The following is a 15,787-nucleotide window of genomic DNA, read 5'->3' as shown; positions in this document are numbered from 1 at the left end:
GATGCAGGCATGGTCCTGTCCATCGAATCCGCGCCGCCTGACCAGCGCTTCGTCGCGCTGTATGAGGCGCACGCCGGCGCGGTCCTGGGGTACGCGCGCCGGCGGATCGGTCCGGAGGCCGCGGAGGACGTGCTCGCCGAGACGTTCCTCGTCGCCTGGCGGCGGCGCGCCGACGTCCCCGCCGACGCGCTTCCGTGGCTGTACGCGGTCGCGGGCAACGTGCTCCGCAACCGCGCCCGCTCGGAGCGCCGGCAGGCGGCATTATCGGCGCGGCTCGCCGCGGAGCCGCCGCTCCCGGCCGACGCCGACGCCCCGGACCCCCGCCTGCGCGAGGCGCTCGCCTCGCTGAAGCCGATCGACCGCGAAGCCCTCCAGCTCACCGCGTGGGAAGGATTGTCGGCCGACCGCGCCGCACGCGCCGCCGGGTGCTCGGCCGCGACGTTCCACGTCCGCCTGCACCGCGCGCGCAAACGCCTCGCCAAAGCCTTGGAGGAACCGTCATGACCGACGTCCTGGAACGTCTGCGCGCGGCCGACCCAGTGGTGGTCGAGCCGGAGGCCCCGCCCGTCGAGTGGATGCTCGGCCGGCTCGAGCCGGCCCCGGTCCGGCGGGCGCGGCGCCGACCGCTCCTTGCCGGGCTCGCCGCCGTGGGCGGGCTCGCCGCCGCGGTGGCGATCATCGCCGGCTCCCCCTCGCGCGACGTCGTCGCCGAGGCCAGCGAGGCGCTCGCGTCCGACGGCGCCGTGGTGCACACGGTCTACACGTTCCAGCAACTCGACCGCAACGGCGTTCCCGCCGCCCGTCGCAAGTACCAGTTCTCTCGCAAGCCGAAGCGCTTCGGCTACAGCGACTTGCAGACCGAGCGCTGGACGGCCCAGAGCCCGCGGCGCGAGCACATCATCAACACCATCTTCGCCGCCGACGGCGGCGCGGACGGCGTCCAGCAGACCGAGTACGCCGACGGCGTCTACCACTTCGAAGCGACGTGGATGAAGGGCGGCGTCCACACCTTCCGAGTGCCCAAGCGCTTCCGCGAGAACACCGACTCGCCGCCGCCGATGCTGGGCGCAACCGGCACGGACCCGGTCGCCGACATCCGCGCCCTCTTGGCCGACAAGCAGCTCCAGCCCGCGGGCGAGACCGTGGTCGACGGCCGCAAGCTGCTGACCCTGCGCGGCACGATCCCCTCCAAGAAGCTCAAGAGCGGGTTCACCACGCCGGAGGTCCGCGTCGAGTACCTCGTGGACCCGGAGTCCTACGAGCCGGTCCGCGTCGACCAGCGCCCGTACCAACCCAAGAACGGCAAGCTGGCCCCGATGCGCGGCTTCCGGGTGAACTTCAAGACGTACGAACGGCTCCCGCTGACGCCCGCGAACCTCGGCTTGCTCAAGCTGTCGCGCTAGTGCCGCTGTCGATGGTCGCCGCAGTAGGTGCGGCGGCACTCGGGGCAGTGGAACGGGGCGAGCTCGGGGTCGAGGGCGTACAGGGCGGCGGCGTCGGCGATCGCGGCGCGGACCGCCGGGGTCTCGCGCTGCGTGAGCACGCCCGTGAAGGTCTCGCGGCGGAGCTCGCCGGCGGCGCAGGTGAGCTTCGCGGCCTGTGCGCCGCACAGCTCGCAGAGGTGGACGGCGCGGCCGTCGTGGACGCAGCGGGCGAGGTCGAACCGGTCGGCGAGCGCGACGAACTCGTCGCCCCACCCGCTGTCGAGGCTGAGCTCTTGGAGCGGGCCGGTCGGGAGGAACAGGATGTTCATCGAGCGGGTGTCGCCGCGGCCGGCGCGCAGTTCGGCGATGTGACCGTCGAGCTCGTCTCGCAGGTCGTCGTCCCACGGTGCCGTGAGGCGGCGAGCCTCGAGCATCACGTCGAGCAAGCTGTCCACGGTGCGCCATGCTGACGCAGATGACGCGTCGAGATCGGTTCCGGGGAGCACTGGTGGGGCTGGCCGTCGGAGACGCGGTCGGGACGACGGTGGAGTTCAAGCCGCCGGGCACGTTCGCCCCGGTCGCCGACATGGTCGGCGGTGGCCCGTTCAACCTGCCCGTGGGGGCGTGGACGGACGACACGTCGATGGCGCTCTGCCTCGCGGAGTCGCTGGTCGAGCGGCGCACGTTCGACCCTGTCGATCAATTGCAGCGCTACGTGCGGTGGTACCGCGAGGGTCACTGGTCGAGCACCGGCCGCTGCTTCGACATCGGCAACGCGACCCGCGCGGCGCTGCACCGCTTCGAGCAGACCGGCGAGCCGTTCCCCGGCGACGCCGCGCCGAACGCCGCCGGCAACGGCCCGCTGATGAAGCTCGCGCCGGTCGCGATGGCGTACGCGTCCAAGCCGGAGGACGCGATCCGCTTCGCGGGCGAGAGCGCACGCACGACGCATGGCGCGGCGGAGGCGGTCGACGCCTCGCGCGCCTTCGCCGCGCTGCTCGTGTGCGCGCTCGAGGGACGATGGCCGGCCGCGGCCGGCGCGGGGGCGGCCGGCGCGGGCGCGGCCGGCGCGGGCGCGGCCGGCGCGGGCGCGGCCGGCGTGGCCGCGGCCGACGCGAGCGCGGCGGGCGTGGGCGCGGGCGGCGTGGGCGCCGCCGGCGGCGCTGGGGTCGCGCGGCACCCGCGGGTGGCGGCGGCGCTCGCCTCGACGCGCGAGCCGCCCGAGGTGCGCGGCGGCGGGTACGTCGTCGACGCGCTCGAGGCCGCGCTGTGGGCGCTGCGGACCACCGCGACGTTCGAGGCCGGCGTCCTCGCCGCGGTCAACCTCGGCGACGACGCGGACACGACCGCCGCGATCTACGGCCAGCTCGCCGGCGCGATCCACGGTCTCGACGGCATCCCGGCCAAGTGGCGCGACCGGCTGCATCGCCATGACGAGATCGTCGCGATGGCGGACGCGCTGTACGACCTCGACGTCGCCCGTCCCGCGATCGCGCGGTTCGAGCACATCAAGCCTGCGACGATCGCCGAGTGCGCCACGCCGCACGACGTCGCTGCGGCATTGCGGCTCGGCGGTCCGTTCGCCGTCCGCAGCGGCGGCCACGACTTCGCCGGCCGCTCGTCGACCACCGGCGTGCTGATCGACACCCGCCCGATGCACGCGATCCGGGTCGACGAGGACACCGTGACCGTCGGCGCCGGGGCGAGGCTGGGCGAGATCTACGACGCGCTCGAGCCCTACGGGCGGACGATCGCGGGCGGGTGCGGCCCGACCGTCGGCATCGCGGGCCTGACGCTCGGCGGCGGGATCGGCATCCTCGGCCGGCTGCACGGCTTCACGTGCGATCAGCTCGTCGCCGCGACGGTGGTGCTGCGCAGCGGCGAGATCGTCGACGCCGACGACGACCTCCTCTGGGCGCTCAAAGGCGCGGGCGGGGCGCGGTTCGGCGTCGTCACGGAGCTCACGCTCAAGACGGTTCAAGCGCCCACGGCGACCGCGATCCATATGGAGCTCGAGGATGCTCGGACCGCGCTGCACACCTGGATGCACCTCGACGCCCCGCCCGAGCTCGCCGCGAGCCTGCTGATCATCAAAGGCCGCGCCCACGTGTTCGGCGCCCACGTGGGCAGCGCCGGACAGGCCGCGACGCTGCTCGCTCCGTTCGGCGGATCACCGCACCTCGAAACGCTGCCGTACCGAGCGCTGAAGCACCGCCTCGCCGAGACCGGTCCCGGCGACGGCGAGGACCTCCCGCACCACCGCTCCGGCTTCTTCACCCACGCGATCGACACGCCGATCGACCCGGACCTCGAGTACGACTTCTCCCCGCTCGGCGGCGCCTACGCCCGCAGCCCGACGTTCCCGCATCGCGACGCCCGCTTCCTCCTGAAGATCGCCGGCAAGCGCCCGGTCGAGTTCCCGGAAGGCGCCATCGGCGTGTACGTGAACTTCCCCGAGCCCGACCGCGACCTCTGGGACCCCGCCTACCTCGGCGCGAACCGCGACAGGCTCCTCCGGCTGCGCGACGTGTATACCTTCGCGCCGCGATGAGCGACTACGACCGTTCCACCACGACCGCGACGCTCGCCACGCTGCCCGAGCCGATCCGCGGCGCGATCAAGGCCAAGGCCGAGGCCCTGCTGCTGACCGTGGCCGACGACGCGCCCGCCTACCTCACCCACAGCAAGCGGCTGAAGAAGCGGCTCTTCGGCGGCGACCCCGACAAAGAGCACCAGACCGCGCTCGTGATCGGCGCGAAGGACATCCTCGTCGCAACTTACGGCGAGAAGCGCGGCACCGCCGCGCTGCACGCCCGCCTCGATGCCGCCTCGATCACGGAGCTGCCCGCGATCGGGGGCATCTCGCCCGACGACGGCATGTCGGTCGACGGCTTCCCGACGTCAGGGTCGGAGGGGAGCACGAGCGCGTCGTTCTACGTCGGCCTCGGCGCCCCCGACGGTCCCGCCGCCCGCGCCGCGCTCACCGAGGCGATCCGGGCCGCGAAGGCATAGTCCGCGGCAGCCCGAACGACGCCAGCACGCTCTTCTCGAAGCGGATCATGGCACTGATGCCGTCGGCACCCACCTCGACGACCATCAGGCCGACGCCGTGGCTGAGGCCGTCGGGGCCGCGCAGGTAGGTCGCGAACGCCGGCTGCCCGTTCGCCCGCGTGGGGACGAGGTCGAACCGCCGGCCCGAGCCGAAGATCGCGCCGAAGAACCGCGCGACGAGCGCGCGGCCGGTGTACTCGAACGGCATCGGCGGCATCGAGATGAAGACGTCGTCGGTGAGCAGGGCAACGACGGCGTCGAGGTCGGCGGCCTCGTAGGCGGGCACGAGCCGCGCGACGATCTCCTCCTCGAACGCCGACGCCGACGCGGCCGGGCGCCGCCGCTCCATCCCTGCCCGCGCCCGCTTCAAAGCGCTGTTGACCGACGCGACGGTCGTGTCGAGCATCTCCGCCACCTCGCTCGCATGGAACTCGAGCACGTCGCGCAGGACGAGCACCGCGACCTGGCGGGGCGGGAGCGTCTGCAGCGCGGTGATGAACGCGAGTGAGATCGCCTCGGTCTGCTCGACCTCGAACAGCGCGTCGGGGTACGGCTCCAGCCAGACGACCTCGCCGACCCCGGTCGGCTCCGGCGGGTCGACGCCGGGGACGTTCCAGTCCTGCGGCGGCCGCCGGCTCGCCGCGCGGCGGGCGTTCAGGCACGTGTTGGTGGCGATCCGGTACAGCCACGTGCGGATCGAGGCGTCGCCCTTGTAGGCGGCGAAGGCGCGCCACGCGGCCAGCAGCGTGTCCTGCAGGGCGTCCTCGGCGTCCTGCAGCGAGCCGAGCATCCGGTAGCAGTGCACGTGCAGCTCGTGCCGGTGGGGCTCGGTCAGCGCGCGGAACGCGTCGCCGTCACCGGCGCGCGCCTTCGAGATCAGATCGGCGGTCATCTCCATTCCCGTATGGACACCGGGGGAGGCGCGAACTGAGCGCGCCCGATTTGCCGTCGTCGCGGTGTCTACCCCGGCATGTTGCTACAGGACAAGATCGCCGTCATCTACGGCGCACGTGGAGCGATCGGCGGCGCCGTCGCCAAGGCCTTCGCCGACGAGGGAGCGACGGTCATCGACGCGCAGGTCGACGCGCTCGACGAGGCCGCGATCGACGCACACCTGGACTCCGTGGAACGCGTCGACATCTCGTTCAACGCGATCGGTCTGCCGGACGCCGTCGGTATCCCGTTCACCGAGATCGACGTCGAGCGCTTCCAACGCCCGATCAGCGCGTACACGACCTCCTACCTGCTGACCGCCCGCCTCGCCGCGCGGCGGATGATCCCGAACCGGTCGGGCGTGATCATGACCGTCAGCGCGTTGCCCGGCCGCACCGCCACGCCGCTCAACGGCGGCTACGGCCCGGCGCAGGCGGCCAAGGAGCAGCTCACGCGCGACCTGTCGTTCGAGCTCGCGCCGCACGGGATCCGCGTGGTCGGCCTGCGCCCGCACGGCCTGCCGGAGACGCGCACGATGCGCGCGGTGTACGAGAACAAGCCGCGCGGGATGACCTGGGAGGAGTTCCAGGCCTATCTCGCGAGCACCTCCCACCCGCGCCGCACCCAGACGCTCGACGAGGTGGGAACCGCGGCCGCGTTCCTCGCGTCCGACCACGCGCGCGGGCTGACCGGCACCACGGTGAACCTGACGATGGGCGGCGTCGCCGACTAGCGCCGCCGCGACCGTCCGGCACGCGGTGACGCGCAGGCGACGCACGTCACCGCGTCCGGCATCGCCGCCAGCCGCTTGGGCGCGATCGCCTCGCCGCACACGTCGCAACGCCCATAGGTCCCTTCGTCGAGCTTGGCCAGCGCCCGCTCGGTCCGTTCGAGCCCGAGCTCCAGCGACTCGCCGACGCCGATGTCGGTGAGTCGCGAGATCGCCTCGACGGTCCCGTCGCCGATCCGCTTGCCGAACCCCTGCGCCGTGCCGCGCTCGGGCGTCTTCGCCAGCCCGGCGATCGTCGCCCGCGCCCGGTCGCGGCGCGCTTCGAGCTCCGCCCGGATGTCGTCCATCGTTAACAAGTTAGGGTGACGCGGGATGGAGGCGATCCGATCGGTGCGTGCCCGCGCGGTCGAGGTGCCGATGCCCAAGCCGGTCGAGACCGCCGCCGGCACGCTGCGCACGACTCCGCTGGTGCTGATCGACGTCACCACGACCGAGGGCGTCACCGGCCACGCCTACGTGCGCACCTACACGCCCGTGGCGATGGAGCCGCTCGCACGGCTGATCAACAGCCTCGAGCCGCTCGCCAACGCCGACCTGTACGCCCACTTCAAGCTGCTCGGTACCCAAGGCCTTACCGGCATCGCGATCGCCGGGATCGACATGGCGCACCACGACGCGATCGCTCGCACGCGGGACGTCCCGCTGGTCACGCTGCTGGGTGGCGAGCCGCGGCCGATCCCCGCCTACGCGAGCCTGCGGTCGATGGGCGCGAGTGCCGCCGCCGAGGAGGCCGAGGCCGCGCGGGCGCAGGGCTTCACGACGGTCAAGATGAAGTCCGGCGCGGATCTGGCGGCGGTCCGCGCGGTGCGGTCCGCCGTGAGCGACCTGCAGCTGATGGTCGACTTCAACCAGAGCCTGACCGTCGACCAGGCGCTGCGGCTCGGACTCGACGCGCTCGACCTGTACTGGATCGAGGAGCCCACGCGCGCCGACGACTACGCCGGCCACGCCCGCATCCGCGCCGCGACGAGCACCCCGCTCCAGCTCGGCGAGAACGCCTGGGGACCGAACGACATCGAGAAGGTCGCGGAGGTGTCCGACCACGTGATGCTCGACGCGCAGAAGGTCGGCGGCGTGACCGGCTGGCTCGAAGCGGCGCGACGCACGACGCGCCCGATCTCGAGCCACGCGTTCCCCGAGATCAGCGCCCACCTGCTCGCGGTCACGCCCACCGCCCACCTGCTCGAGTACCTCGACCACGCCGCACCGATCCTGCGACACCCGGTCCAGGTAAAGGACGGCCACGTGCTGATCCCGGATCACCCGGGAAGCGGCATCGAGTGGCGCTAGTTGCTCGCGAAGACCGCGTCGGCGATGAACGGCACCGCTGACGGGTCCGGCGCGCTGATCAGGATCGTCGCGCACCCGCGCACGCCCACCGCGACCACCGAGCCGCCGGCGAGCGGCAGCACGTCGTACCCGCTCTTCTGCGTGACCGGCGCCCTGGCGCGCTTGGCGGTCTCCACCAACTGGTCGGCGTACGCGCCCGGGTCCTGGCTCGGCACCCGCACGAGCGTCCCCAGCGTGAGTCCGGTGCGGCGCGCGGCGCGCATCTCGACCTTGCCGCCCGCCTCGTCGAGGTTGAGCGCCTTGACCGTGTTCGCGCGGGTCTTCTCGTCGACCTTCTCGTAGGCGAACGTGTCGGGTGGGGCGCCGAAGGGGTCAGCGACCTCCTTGCACGGCGCGGCGGTCGCGCTCACCTCCGCACCGCCCCCGGTTCCCGCGGTCTCGTCGGGGTCCTTCTTGATCAGCTGCGAGAGCCCCCACGCCAGCGCCAGGGCGAAGATGACCACGACGACGAGGGCCTTCGGGCCTAGGTGGCGATCGAGCACCGCCCTGATGAAAGCAGCGCATCGCGCAACTCCATGAGTGCCGGTCGGCCGGCGGACCCGCGGCGGGTGGCGGCGAACACGCTCCGACGGGCGTCGACCTCGACGTAGCGGACGCCGTCCAAGTCCGTCGCGGCGAGTTGCGGGACCAGCGCCACGCCCACGCCCGCCGCGACCAGCGCGAGCACCTGCTCGTAGCCGAGCACCCGCGAGGTGACCTGCGGCTCGAAGCCCGCGGCCGCGCAGGCGCGCTCCACCTCGCGCGCACATGTCATCCCCGCCGGCGGCGCGATCCACGCCGCGTCGGCGAAGTCCTCCAACCGCTCACCGGGCCCGCCGACCGCCAGCAACAGCGGCTCCACGAACAGCTCGGCGGTCTCCAGCGACGCGTCGATCCGCCGCGGCACGCGGTCGTAGGCGTGCGCGATCACGAGGTCGAAGTCGCCCGCCCGCAGGCGCGGGAGCGCGTCGTCGGGCTCGAGCTCGTCGACCCGCACCCGCGGGAACTCGCGCAGTGCCGGCGCGAGCACGGCGCGCACGGCGGTGGGGAACGCGGCGACCCGCAGCTCGCCGCCGAAGCGCCCCTCGCTCGCGTCGAGGTCGGCCTGCGCGAGCTCGAGCTGCGCGAGGATCGTCTCGGTGTGGGCGACGAGCGTCTGCGCCGCCGCGGTCAGCCGCAGCGTGCGGCCCTCGCGCTCGAGCAGCTTCGCGCCCGTCTCGCGCTCCAGCGCATGCAGGTGTTGCGAGACCGCCGGGCCCGTCATGTGCAGTGAGCGCGCGGCGCTCGCGATCGTCCCCTCGTGGGCGACCTGGCGCAGGACCCGGAGCCGGCGGACATCCAACACAAAGCACAGCTTACGCTTCAGCACAGCAATCGCAACTTGTGCTTTCACACGAACGGGCCGACGATGACTCGCATGATCGACCTGCGCAGCGACACGCTGACCCGCCCCACCGCCGCGATGCGCGCCGCGATCGCCGCCGCCGAGGTCGGCGACGAGCAGCGCGGCGAGGACCCCACCGTCAACGAGCTGCTCGAGCGCGTCTGCGCGCTCACCGGCAAGGCCGCGGCGCTCTTCCTCCCCGGCGGGACGATGGCGAACATCATCGCCGTCGCCGCCCACACGCGCAGCGGCGACGCCGTCCTCGCCCACCGCGCCGCGCACCTGCTGCGCTCGGAGAGCGCCGGACCCGTCGTCTTCGCGCGGGTGCAGATGGAGCCGCTCGACGAGCTCACACCCGAGGCCGTCGAGCGCCACGCCGCCAAGGGCTCGCTCTACGAGCCCCGCGCGTCGCTGCTGTGCGTCGAGCAGACCCACAACTTCGCGGGCGGCACGGTCCTCCCGCTCGACACGTTGCGCGCGCTGAGCCAGGTCGGCCTGCCGATCCACATGGACGGCGCGCGCCTGCTCAACGCGGTCGTCGCGAGCGGCGTCCCCGCGCACGCGTACTGCGCGCACGTGGACTCCGTCTGGCTGTGCTTCACCAAGGGCCTCGGCGCGCCGATCGGCGCCGTCCTCGCCGGCGACGAGGCGTTCATCGCTCGTGCACGGGAGCTCAAGCACATGCTGGGCGGCGCGCTGCGCCAGGCGGGGATCGCGGCGGCCGGGTGCATCCACGCGCTCGACCACCACGTCATCCACCTGGCGATCGATCATGACAACGCGCGGCGCCTCGCCCGCGGCCTCAACGCTCTCGGCATCGAGACCCCCGAGCCCGAGACCAACATGGTCTATTTCACGCCGCCTTCGCCCGACTTCCTCGCCGCCCTCGAACGCCACGGCGTGAGGATCGGCGCGGTGGGCGACCGCCTCCGCGCGGTCACCCACCTCGATGTCAGCGCCGCCGACATCGACACCGTCCTCGACGCGATCTACGCCGTCACGGGATCGGGCCCGTGGGCCACGGCCGGGCGCGTGTCGGTCCGGAACAGCGCGCCGGTCACCAGCGCCCCGCACACGAGCAGGCCCGCCGCCCACCAGTAGGCGGTCGTCAGGCTCCCGGCGCCGACCGAGCTCAGCAGGGCGGCGCCGATCGAGCCGCCGATCTGCTGGGACGTGTTGACCATCGCGGAGGCGACGCCGGCGTCGCGCGGCGGGATGCCGTAGGTGGCGGTCGCGAACGACGGCGCGATCGTCAACCCGAAGCCGATCCCGATCAGGATCAGCGACGGCAGCACATGCGTCGCGTACGCGCTGTCAGGCGTCAGCCGTGTGAGCAGGAGCATGCCGAGCGCGCCGAGCAGCATCCCGGTCGGGACGAGCGGGCGCGGGCCGGTCCGCGCGAGGATCTTGGTGGTGACCAGGCCGACGGTGGGCGCGATCGAGAGGCTCATCGGCAGGAACGCGAGCCCGGTCTCGAACGCGCTGAACCCCTTGGTCAGCTGCAGGTAGTAGGTCAGGAAGAGGAACAGCCCGAACAGGCCCGCGCTGGCGGTCGCGATCGCGATGAACGAGGCGCCGCGGTCGCGATCGGAGACGACCTTGAGCGGCAGCAACGGCTGCGGTGTGCGCTTCTGCAGCACCACGAACGTCGTCAGCAGCAGCGCCGAGGCGACGAGGCAGCCGATCGTGAGCGGGTCGCCCCAGCCGTCGGTCTCCGCCCGCGAGAGGCCGAAGACGAGCGCGAACAGCCCGGTCGACGCGACGAGCGCGCCGCGGACGTCGAGCCGTGGGCGGTTCGGCGTCGGGACGTGAATGAGCAGCCGGCTCGCGACGATTGCCGCGGGCAGCGCGAAGACCACCGACACATACAGGCACCAGCGCCAGTCCAGCAGCTGGGTCAGCGCGCCGCCGAGCAGCAGGCCGATCGCGCCGCCCATGCCCGCGATCGCGGCGTAGATGGCGAACGCCTTGCCGCGCTCCTGCGGATCGGTGAACGTGGTCGTGAGCAGCGAGAGCGCGGCGGGCGCGAGCAGCGCGCCGAACGCGCCCTGGCACGCGCGGGCGGCGACGAGCATCTCGAAGCTCGTGGCCGCGCCGCCCACCGCGGACGCGCCCGCGAACCCGAGCAGGCCGGTGACGAACACGCGCTTGCGGCCGAACACGTCACCGATCCGCCCGCCGAGCAGCAGCAGGCCGCCGAACGCGAGCGCGTAGGCCGTGATCACCCACTGGCGTTGGTCGGCCGAGAAGCCGAGGTCCTGCTGCGCCGACGGCAGCGCGATGTTCACGATCGTCACGTCGAGCACCACCATCAGCTGGGCGATGCCGATCACCCCCAGCAACTGCCAGCGGCGGTCGTGCGGTACGGGTGCGGTCATGGGGAGACCTCCTTCGGTCACATCGGGGAGCTGCGCTTCGTCAACGACACGACGAATGGCGACGATGGGATGTGACCGATGGACGAACTCGCGGACCTCTTCGAGGCCAACCGGCCGCAGCTGCGGGCGGTGGCCTACCGGATGCTCGGCTCGACCGGCGAGGCCGACGACGCCGTCCAGGAGGCGTGGCTGCGGCTCAGCCGCAACGCCGAGGGGATCGAGAACCTCAGCGGCTGGCTGACCACCGTCGTCGCCCGGATCTCGCTCGACATGCTGCGCTCCCGCCGCGCGCGCCGCGAGGAGCCGCTCGACGTGCACGTGCCCGAGCCGGTGGTGGGGGACGGACCCGAGCAGCAGGCGCTGCTCGCCGACTCGGTCGGGCTCGCGCTCCTCGTCGTGCTCGAGACGCTGGAGCCGGCCGAGCGGCTCGCGTTCGTCCTGCACGACATGTTCGCGGTGCCGTTCTCCCAGATCGCGCCGATCGTCGAGCGCACACCGGACGCCGCCCGCCAGCTCGCCTCACGAGCGCGCCGCCGCGTCCGCGCGACCGTTCCCAAGCCGGATGCGGACCTGACCGAGCAGCGCGCGCTCGTGGACGCGTTCAACGCCGCCGCCCGCGACGGCGACTTCGAGCGGCTCGTCTCGGTCCTGGACCCGAACGTGGTCATCCGCGTCGACCGCGGCGAGCTCGTGCTCGAGACCCGCGGCGCCGAGAACGTCGCGCGGCAGGCGGTCACGTTCCGGCGGCTCGCCCCGCTCGCCCGTCCCGAGATCGTCAGCGGGCTCCCAGGGTTCGTGGTGCGGGAAGGCGACCGGATCATCTCCGTCGCGGCGTTCACGATCGCCGGCGGGCGGATCGTGGCGATCGACCTGCTCACCGACCCGGAGCGTCTGCGCGCGCTGCCGCTCGGCTAAACGGTCCGCAGGCCGTCGATCGTCACGTCGAGCAGGCGGTGCGCGCGGTCGGGCTCGGCGAGCAGGAAGATGCCGCCGAGCGCGGCGGCGACGTCGCGCGCGTCGACGTCGCCGCGCACCGTGCCCGCGGCCTGCGCCGCGTCGAGCAGCTCGGTCAGCGCGGCGAGGATCGCGACGCGGGACTCGGCGTGCGCGCCGACGACCGCGTCGCGCAGCGCCTCTGAGAGCCCGCGCTCGGTGGCGAGGTGGTCGATCGCGCGGTGCAGCCAGGCGGCGAGCGCGTCCGCCGGCGGCCGCTCGCGCAGGAGTTCGCTCGCCGCGTCCCGAAGGTGGGCGATCTCCTCGCGGTAGGTGGCCTCGACGAGCGCGTCCTGGGTGGGGAAGTGGCGATACGCGGTGCCGGTCCCCACCCCCGCCGCCCTGGCCACCTCCGCCAGCGGGACCGCGGTTCCCTGCTCGGCGAAGAGCTCTCGGGCAGCCGCGATCAACCGCTCGCGGTTGCGGCGGGCGTCGGCGCGTAGCTGGGGCTTTGTGGAATCGGAATCCATTTCCGTTTATACTGGAACCGGAATCGAGTTCCAGTTCAGGAGCATCACTATGGCATCAACACTGATCACGACCCCATTCGGCTTCGACTCGACCGCCGCGGAGGTCGTCGCCGGGATCGACCTGACCGGCAAGCGCGCGATCGTCACCGGCGGATCGTCGGGGATCGGCATCGAGACCGCCCGCGCACTGGCCGAGGCCGGCGCCGACGTCACCCTCGCCGTCCGCGACACCGCCGCCGGCGAGCGCGTCGCGGCCGGCATCGGCCATGGCGTGCAGGTCGGCCGGCTCGACCTCGCCGACTTGCGGTCGGTGCGCGCGTTCGCCGCCGCGTGGGACGGCCCGCTGCACCTGCTGATCAACAACGCCGGCGTCATGGCGCTGCAGACGCTGCAGCGCTCGCCCGAGGGCGCCGAGCTGCAGTTCGCCGTCAACCACCTCGGCCACTTCGCGCTCGCGGTCGGCCTGCACGACGCGCTCGTCGCGGCCGGGGACGCCCGGATCGTCTCGCTCAGCTCGGTCGGCCACCTGCGCGCGCCGGTCGACTTCGACGACCCCCACTTCGAGCGCCGCCCATATGACCCGGTCGCCGCCTACGGCCAGTCCAAGACGGCCAACGTCCTGTTCGCGGTCGAGGCGAACCGGCGCTGGGACGGCGTCACCGCCAACGCCGTGCACCCGGGCGCGATCCTCGAGTCCAACCTGTCCCGCCACATGGACCCGGCGGTGCTCGAGCACCTTCGCACGTCCGGCGCCTACCGCTACAAGACGCTCCAGCAGGGCGCCGCGACCTCGGTGATGGCGGCGACGTGGCCGGGCCTCGACGGCGGCCACTACTTCGAGGACGCAAACGAGGCTGCGGTGGTCGACGCGCCGGTCACGACCCAGGGCGGGCGGGGCGTCGCCGCCTATGCGCTCGACCCGGCCAACGCCGAGCGTCTCTGGGACCTGTCGTCTAGGTTGGTGGGGTGCGAGAGCCGCTGACCGTCGCCGTCGCCCAACCCGCGCCGACCGTCGAGGCGCACGCGGCCGCGATCCGCGAAGCCAAGGCTCGACTGGTCGTCTTCCCCGAGCTGTCGGTCACCGGCTACGAGCTCGATGCCGATGCGCCGGAGGACCTGAGCGCGATCGTCGACGCCTGCGCCGAGACCGGGAGCATCGCGCTCGTCGGAGCGCCCGTGGATGGCTCGATCGCCACCGTGCGGGTCGACGAGGAGGGGGCGAGCGTCGTCTACCGCAAGTCGTTCCTCGGCGGCGACGAGGCGACCCGCTTCACCCCCGGCCCGGGCGCGACCTCCATCGACGTCGACGGGTGGCGGGTCGGGCTGGGGATCTGCAAGGACACGGGCGTGCAGCAGCACATCGACGACACTGCCGCCTTGAAGCCGGACCTGTACGTCGCCGGGCTCGTGCACCACGACCACGAGCTCGAGGAGCAGGAGCGACGGGCGCACCGCATCGCGACCGCGTGCGATGCGTACGTCGCGTTCGCGAGCTTCGCCGGGCCGACCGGCGGTGGGTTCACGACCACCGCCGCGGAGTCCGCGATCTACTCAGCCGACGGACGCGCCCTCGCCCGCGCCGGCGCGCAGCCCGGCGCCTTCGCCCGCTTCACCCTCACGTAAGCGGCGCAGCAGCGCGAACGCCGCGCCCGCCGTGACCAGCAGCGCCGCCGCGCTGACCAGCGAGGTCGCGACCAGCGCCGAGCCGAACGCGTCGCGCGCGACGTCGGCGAACGGGCCGCGGACGGCGTCGCCGATCGTGTCGGGCGTGCCGTCCGGGACGCCGGCGCGGTAGATCGCGACGCCGATCGACCCCAACAGCGCCAGCCCGAGCGCGCCGCCGAGCTCGGAGCTGGTCTCGGACGTCGCGGCGGCCCCGCCCGCCCGCTCCTTCGGTGCCGCGCTCACGGCCAGGTCGGCGACCAGCGTGATGACCACCGCGAGCCCGACGGCGCCGAACGTCGGCCCGATGAACAGCGGTAGGAGCGAGTTGCCCGTGAGCGCCACGATCGCGTACCCGACCGCGCCCACGACCATCCCCCAGCACAGCAGCACCGGCGCCGCGAACCGGGCGGCGAGCCGCGCCGTGATCATCGATCCGGCGACGAACCCGAGCGCCTCGCTGGCGGTCGGCAGCCCGGCGATCAGCGGCGTGTAGCCGAGCACCGACTGCGCGTACTGCGCGGTGAACAGCGCCATCCCGAAGATCACGAAGAACGCCACCAGATTGGCCGCCAGCGCGGCGCTGAACGCCGGCACGCGGAACAGCGTGAGATCGATCAGCGGGTCGCTCAACCGGTGCTGGCGGCGCACGAACAGCCAGCCCGCCACCGCGCCCACGATGACCCAGACGACCGGCAGCGACCCACCCACCGCGAGCTGCTTGAGCCCGTAGATGACGGCCAGGACCGCCGCCAGCGACAGCGCCGCGCTGGCCACGTCCACGTGCCCGCCTGACGCCTCGCGGTGCTCGGGCAACAGCCGCGGCCCGAGCGCGAGCGCCAGGACCATCACGGGTACGCCGAGCAGGAAGACCGAGCCCCACCACGCGAACTCGAGCACGGCGCCGCCCGCCAGCGGCCCGATCGCCGCGCCGACGCTGTAGCTCGTCGCCCACACGCCGACGGCGAACGTCCGCTGGCGTGGGTCGTCGAACATCCCGCGGATCAGCGACAGCGTGGACGGCGCCAGCGTCGCCCCCGCGAGCCCCATCAGCGCCCGCGCCGCGATCAACGCGCCGGCGCTCCACGCGAACGCCGCCAGCACCGACGTGACCGCGAAGCCGAACGCGCCGATCATCAGCATCCGCCGCGCACCCACGCGATCGCCCAGCGCACCCATCGTGATCAGCGCGCCCGCGACCATGAAGCCGTAGATGTCGACGATCCACAGCAGCTGCGTGCTGGACGGCTCGAGGTCCGCGCTGATCGCCGGCAGCGCGAGGTTGAGCACGTTGAGGTCCATCGCGTAGACCAGGCACGGGAGCGCGATCACCGCCAACCCGATCCACTCCCGCCGCGTCGCCCGCATCCTCG

General features: G+C 73.1%; 18 protein-coding genes. 10 read left to right on the top strand and 8 right to left on the bottom strand.

Annotation, left to right across the window (positions count from 1 at the left end):
* Positions 1-9 precede the first annotated feature (9 nt).
* Positions 10-504 carry an RNA polymerase sigma factor gene (locus G569_RS47005; RefSeq protein WP_053226107.1) on the top strand — a complete coding sequence of 165 codons (495 nt, stop codon included), beginning with the start codon at positions 10-12 and terminating at the stop codon, positions 502-504.
* Entirely contained in the window at positions 501-1,403 is a 903-nt protein-coding gene (locus G569_RS0109720) for a LolA-like protein (protein WP_028063276.1), read from the top strand. Before G569_RS47005 ends, G569_RS0109720 begins: the two co-directional genes overlap by 4 nt.
* On the opposite strand, the gene G569_RS0109715 is transcribed toward G569_RS0109720, so the two are convergent.
* Complete coding sequence (locus G569_RS0109715) at positions 1,400-1,879, bottom strand: AN1-type zinc finger domain-containing protein (protein WP_028063275.1); 480 nt, start codon at positions 1,877-1,879, stop codon at positions 1,400-1,402. The genes G569_RS0109720 and G569_RS0109715 overlap by 4 nt on opposite strands.
* Before the next feature lie 20 nt (positions 1,880-1,899).
* Here G569_RS0109715 and G569_RS60480 point away from each other — a divergent pair, with 20 nt between their 5' ends.
* Positions 1,900-3,975, top strand: a complete 2,076-nt coding sequence (locus G569_RS60480) for an ADP-ribosylglycohydrolase family protein (protein WP_157591923.1) — start codon at positions 1,900-1,902, stop codon at positions 3,973-3,975.
* Positions 3,972-4,436, top strand: a complete 465-nt coding sequence (locus G569_RS0109705; RefSeq protein WP_028063274.1) for a hypothetical protein — start codon at positions 3,972-3,974, stop codon at positions 4,434-4,436. The genes G569_RS60480 and G569_RS0109705 overlap by 4 nt, the downstream gene beginning before the upstream one ends.
* Here G569_RS0109705 and G569_RS0109700 read toward each other — a convergent pair.
* Positions 4,405-5,367, bottom strand: coding sequence for a sigma-70 family RNA polymerase sigma factor (locus G569_RS0109700; protein ID WP_028063273.1), 963 nt, complete (start codon positions 5,365-5,367; stop codon positions 4,405-4,407). The genes G569_RS0109705 and G569_RS0109700 overlap by 32 nt on opposite strands.
* Positions 5,368-5,445: 78 nt before the next feature.
* On the opposite strand from G569_RS0109700, the gene G569_RS0109695 reads away from it, so the two are divergent.
* On the top strand, positions 5,446-6,141 hold the full coding sequence (locus tag G569_RS0109695) for an SDR family NAD(P)-dependent oxidoreductase (RefSeq protein ID WP_028063272.1): 696 nt from the start codon (positions 5,446-5,448) through the stop codon (positions 6,139-6,141).
* Here G569_RS0109695 and G569_RS57610 read toward each other — a convergent pair.
* A complete protein-coding gene (locus G569_RS57610; protein ID WP_028063271.1) occupies positions 6,138-6,485 on the bottom strand; it encodes a TraR/DksA family transcriptional regulator in 348 nt (115 codons plus the stop codon). The genes G569_RS0109695 and G569_RS57610 overlap by 4 nt on opposite strands.
* Before the next feature lie 25 nt (positions 6,486-6,510).
* Between G569_RS57610 and G569_RS0109685 the strand changes: the two genes are divergently transcribed.
* On the top strand, positions 6,511-7,488 hold the full coding sequence (locus G569_RS0109685; protein WP_037495399.1) for an enolase C-terminal domain-like protein: 978 nt from the start codon (positions 6,511-6,513) through the stop codon (positions 7,486-7,488).
* On the opposite strand, the gene G569_RS0109680 is transcribed toward G569_RS0109685, so the two are convergent.
* A complete protein-coding gene (locus G569_RS0109680; protein ID WP_028063269.1) occupies positions 7,485-8,030 on the bottom strand; it encodes a hypothetical protein in 546 nt (181 codons plus the stop codon). The genes G569_RS0109685 and G569_RS0109680 overlap by 4 nt on opposite strands.
* Positions 8,012-8,872, bottom strand: coding sequence for a LysR family transcriptional regulator (locus G569_RS0109675; RefSeq protein WP_028063268.1), 861 nt, complete (start codon positions 8,870-8,872; stop codon positions 8,012-8,014). Before G569_RS0109675 ends, G569_RS0109680 begins: the two co-directional genes overlap by 19 nt.
* A 72-nt stretch (positions 8,873-8,944) precedes the next feature.
* On the opposite strand from G569_RS0109675, the gene G569_RS46990 reads away from it, so the two are divergent.
* Positions 8,945-10,012 carry a threonine aldolase family protein gene (locus G569_RS46990; RefSeq protein WP_064750294.1) on the top strand — a complete coding sequence of 356 codons (1,068 nt, stop codon included), beginning with the start codon at positions 8,945-8,947 and terminating at the stop codon, positions 10,010-10,012.
* Here the strand turns inward: G569_RS46990 and G569_RS46985 are convergent.
* Positions 9,901-11,289: an MFS transporter gene (locus tag G569_RS46985; RefSeq protein ID WP_053226106.1), complete on the bottom strand. Its 1,389-nt coding sequence runs from the start codon at positions 11,287-11,289 to the stop codon at positions 9,901-9,903. The two genes, G569_RS46990 and G569_RS46985, sit on opposite strands and share 112 nt — an antisense overlap.
* A gap of 78 nt (positions 11,290-11,367) precedes the next feature.
* On the opposite strand from G569_RS46985, the gene G569_RS0109660 reads away from it, so the two are divergent.
* Complete coding sequence (locus G569_RS0109660; RefSeq protein ID WP_028063267.1) at positions 11,368-12,204, top strand: sigma-70 family RNA polymerase sigma factor; 837 nt, start codon at positions 11,368-11,370, stop codon at positions 12,202-12,204.
* Here G569_RS0109660 and G569_RS0109655 read toward each other — a convergent pair.
* The gene (locus G569_RS0109655) at positions 12,201-12,752 is read right to left on the bottom strand and encodes a TetR/AcrR family transcriptional regulator (protein WP_028063266.1); all 552 of its coding nucleotides are present in this window, start codon (positions 12,750-12,752) and stop codon (positions 12,201-12,203) included. The genes G569_RS0109660 and G569_RS0109655 overlap by 4 nt on opposite strands.
* 49 nt (positions 12,753-12,801) lie before the next feature.
* Between G569_RS0109655 and G569_RS0109650 the strand changes: the two genes are divergently transcribed.
* Positions 12,802-13,734 (top strand): SDR family NAD(P)-dependent oxidoreductase, encoded by a 933-nt coding sequence (locus tag G569_RS0109650; RefSeq protein WP_028063265.1) that lies wholly within the window; start codon positions 12,802-12,804, stop codon positions 13,732-13,734.
* Positions 13,719-14,375: a carbon-nitrogen hydrolase family protein gene (locus G569_RS0109645; RefSeq protein ID WP_028063264.1), complete on the top strand. Its 657-nt coding sequence runs from the start codon at positions 13,719-13,721 to the stop codon at positions 14,373-14,375. Before G569_RS0109650 ends, G569_RS0109645 begins: the two co-directional genes overlap by 16 nt.
* On the opposite strand, the gene G569_RS0109640 is transcribed toward G569_RS0109645, so the two are convergent.
* A complete protein-coding gene (locus G569_RS0109640) occupies positions 14,304-15,782 on the bottom strand; it encodes an MFS transporter (protein ID WP_037495395.1) in 1,479 nt (492 codons plus the stop codon). The two genes, G569_RS0109645 and G569_RS0109640, sit on opposite strands and share 72 nt — an antisense overlap.
* Between the last annotated feature and the right edge of the window lie 5 nt (positions 15,783-15,787).

It is taken from the genome of Solirubrobacter soli DSM 22325 (assembly GCF_000423665.1).
Classification (GTDB): domain Bacteria; phylum Actinomycetota; class Thermoleophilia; order Solirubrobacterales; family Solirubrobacteraceae; genus Solirubrobacter; species Solirubrobacter soli.
Note: the sequence above shows the minus strand (reverse complement) of the source record. Positions and strands in the feature narration are given on the sequence as shown.

Coding starts and splice junctions, on each gene's coding strand:
- G569_RS0109720 (WP_028063276.1), top strand. CDS start 501: ATGACCGACGTCCTGGAACGTCTGCGCGCGGCCGACCCAGTGGTGGTC.
- G569_RS47005 (WP_053226107.1), top strand. CDS start 10: ATGGTCCTGTCCATCGAATCCGCGCCGCCTGACCAGCGCTTCGTCGCG.
- G569_RS0109700 (WP_028063273.1), bottom strand. CDS start 5,367: ATGACCGCCGATCTGATCTCGAAGGCGCGCGCCGGTGACGGCGACGCG.
- G569_RS0109705 (WP_028063274.1), top strand. CDS start 3,972: ATGAGCGACTACGACCGTTCCACCACGACCGCGACGCTCGCCACGCTG.
- G569_RS46985 (WP_053226106.1), bottom strand. CDS start 11,289: ATGACCGCACCCGTACCGCACGACCGCCGCTGGCAGTTGCTGGGGGTG.
- G569_RS0109640 (WP_037495395.1), bottom strand. CDS start 15,782: ATGCGGGCGACGCGGCGGGAGTGGATCGGGTTGGCGGTGATCGCGCTC.
- G569_RS0109695 (WP_028063272.1), top strand. CDS start 5,446: ATGTTGCTACAGGACAAGATCGCCGTCATCTACGGCGCACGTGGAGCG.
- G569_RS0109655 (WP_028063266.1), bottom strand. CDS start 12,752: ATGGATTCCGATTCCACAAAGCCCCAGCTACGCGCCGACGCCCGCCGC.
- G569_RS0109660 (WP_028063267.1), top strand. CDS start 11,368: ATGGACGAACTCGCGGACCTCTTCGAGGCCAACCGGCCGCAGCTGCGG.
- G569_RS60480 (WP_157591923.1), top strand. CDS start 1,900: ATGACGCGTCGAGATCGGTTCCGGGGAGCACTGGTGGGGCTGGCCGTC.
- G569_RS57610 (WP_028063271.1), bottom strand. CDS start 6,485: ATGGACGACATCCGGGCGGAGCTCGAAGCGCGCCGCGACCGGGCGCGG.
- G569_RS0109685 (WP_037495399.1), top strand. CDS start 6,511: ATGGAGGCGATCCGATCGGTGCGTGCCCGCGCGGTCGAGGTGCCGATG.
- G569_RS0109650 (WP_028063265.1), top strand. CDS start 12,802: ATGGCATCAACACTGATCACGACCCCATTCGGCTTCGACTCGACCGCC.
- G569_RS46990 (WP_064750294.1), top strand. CDS start 8,945: ATGATCGACCTGCGCAGCGACACGCTGACCCGCCCCACCGCCGCGATG.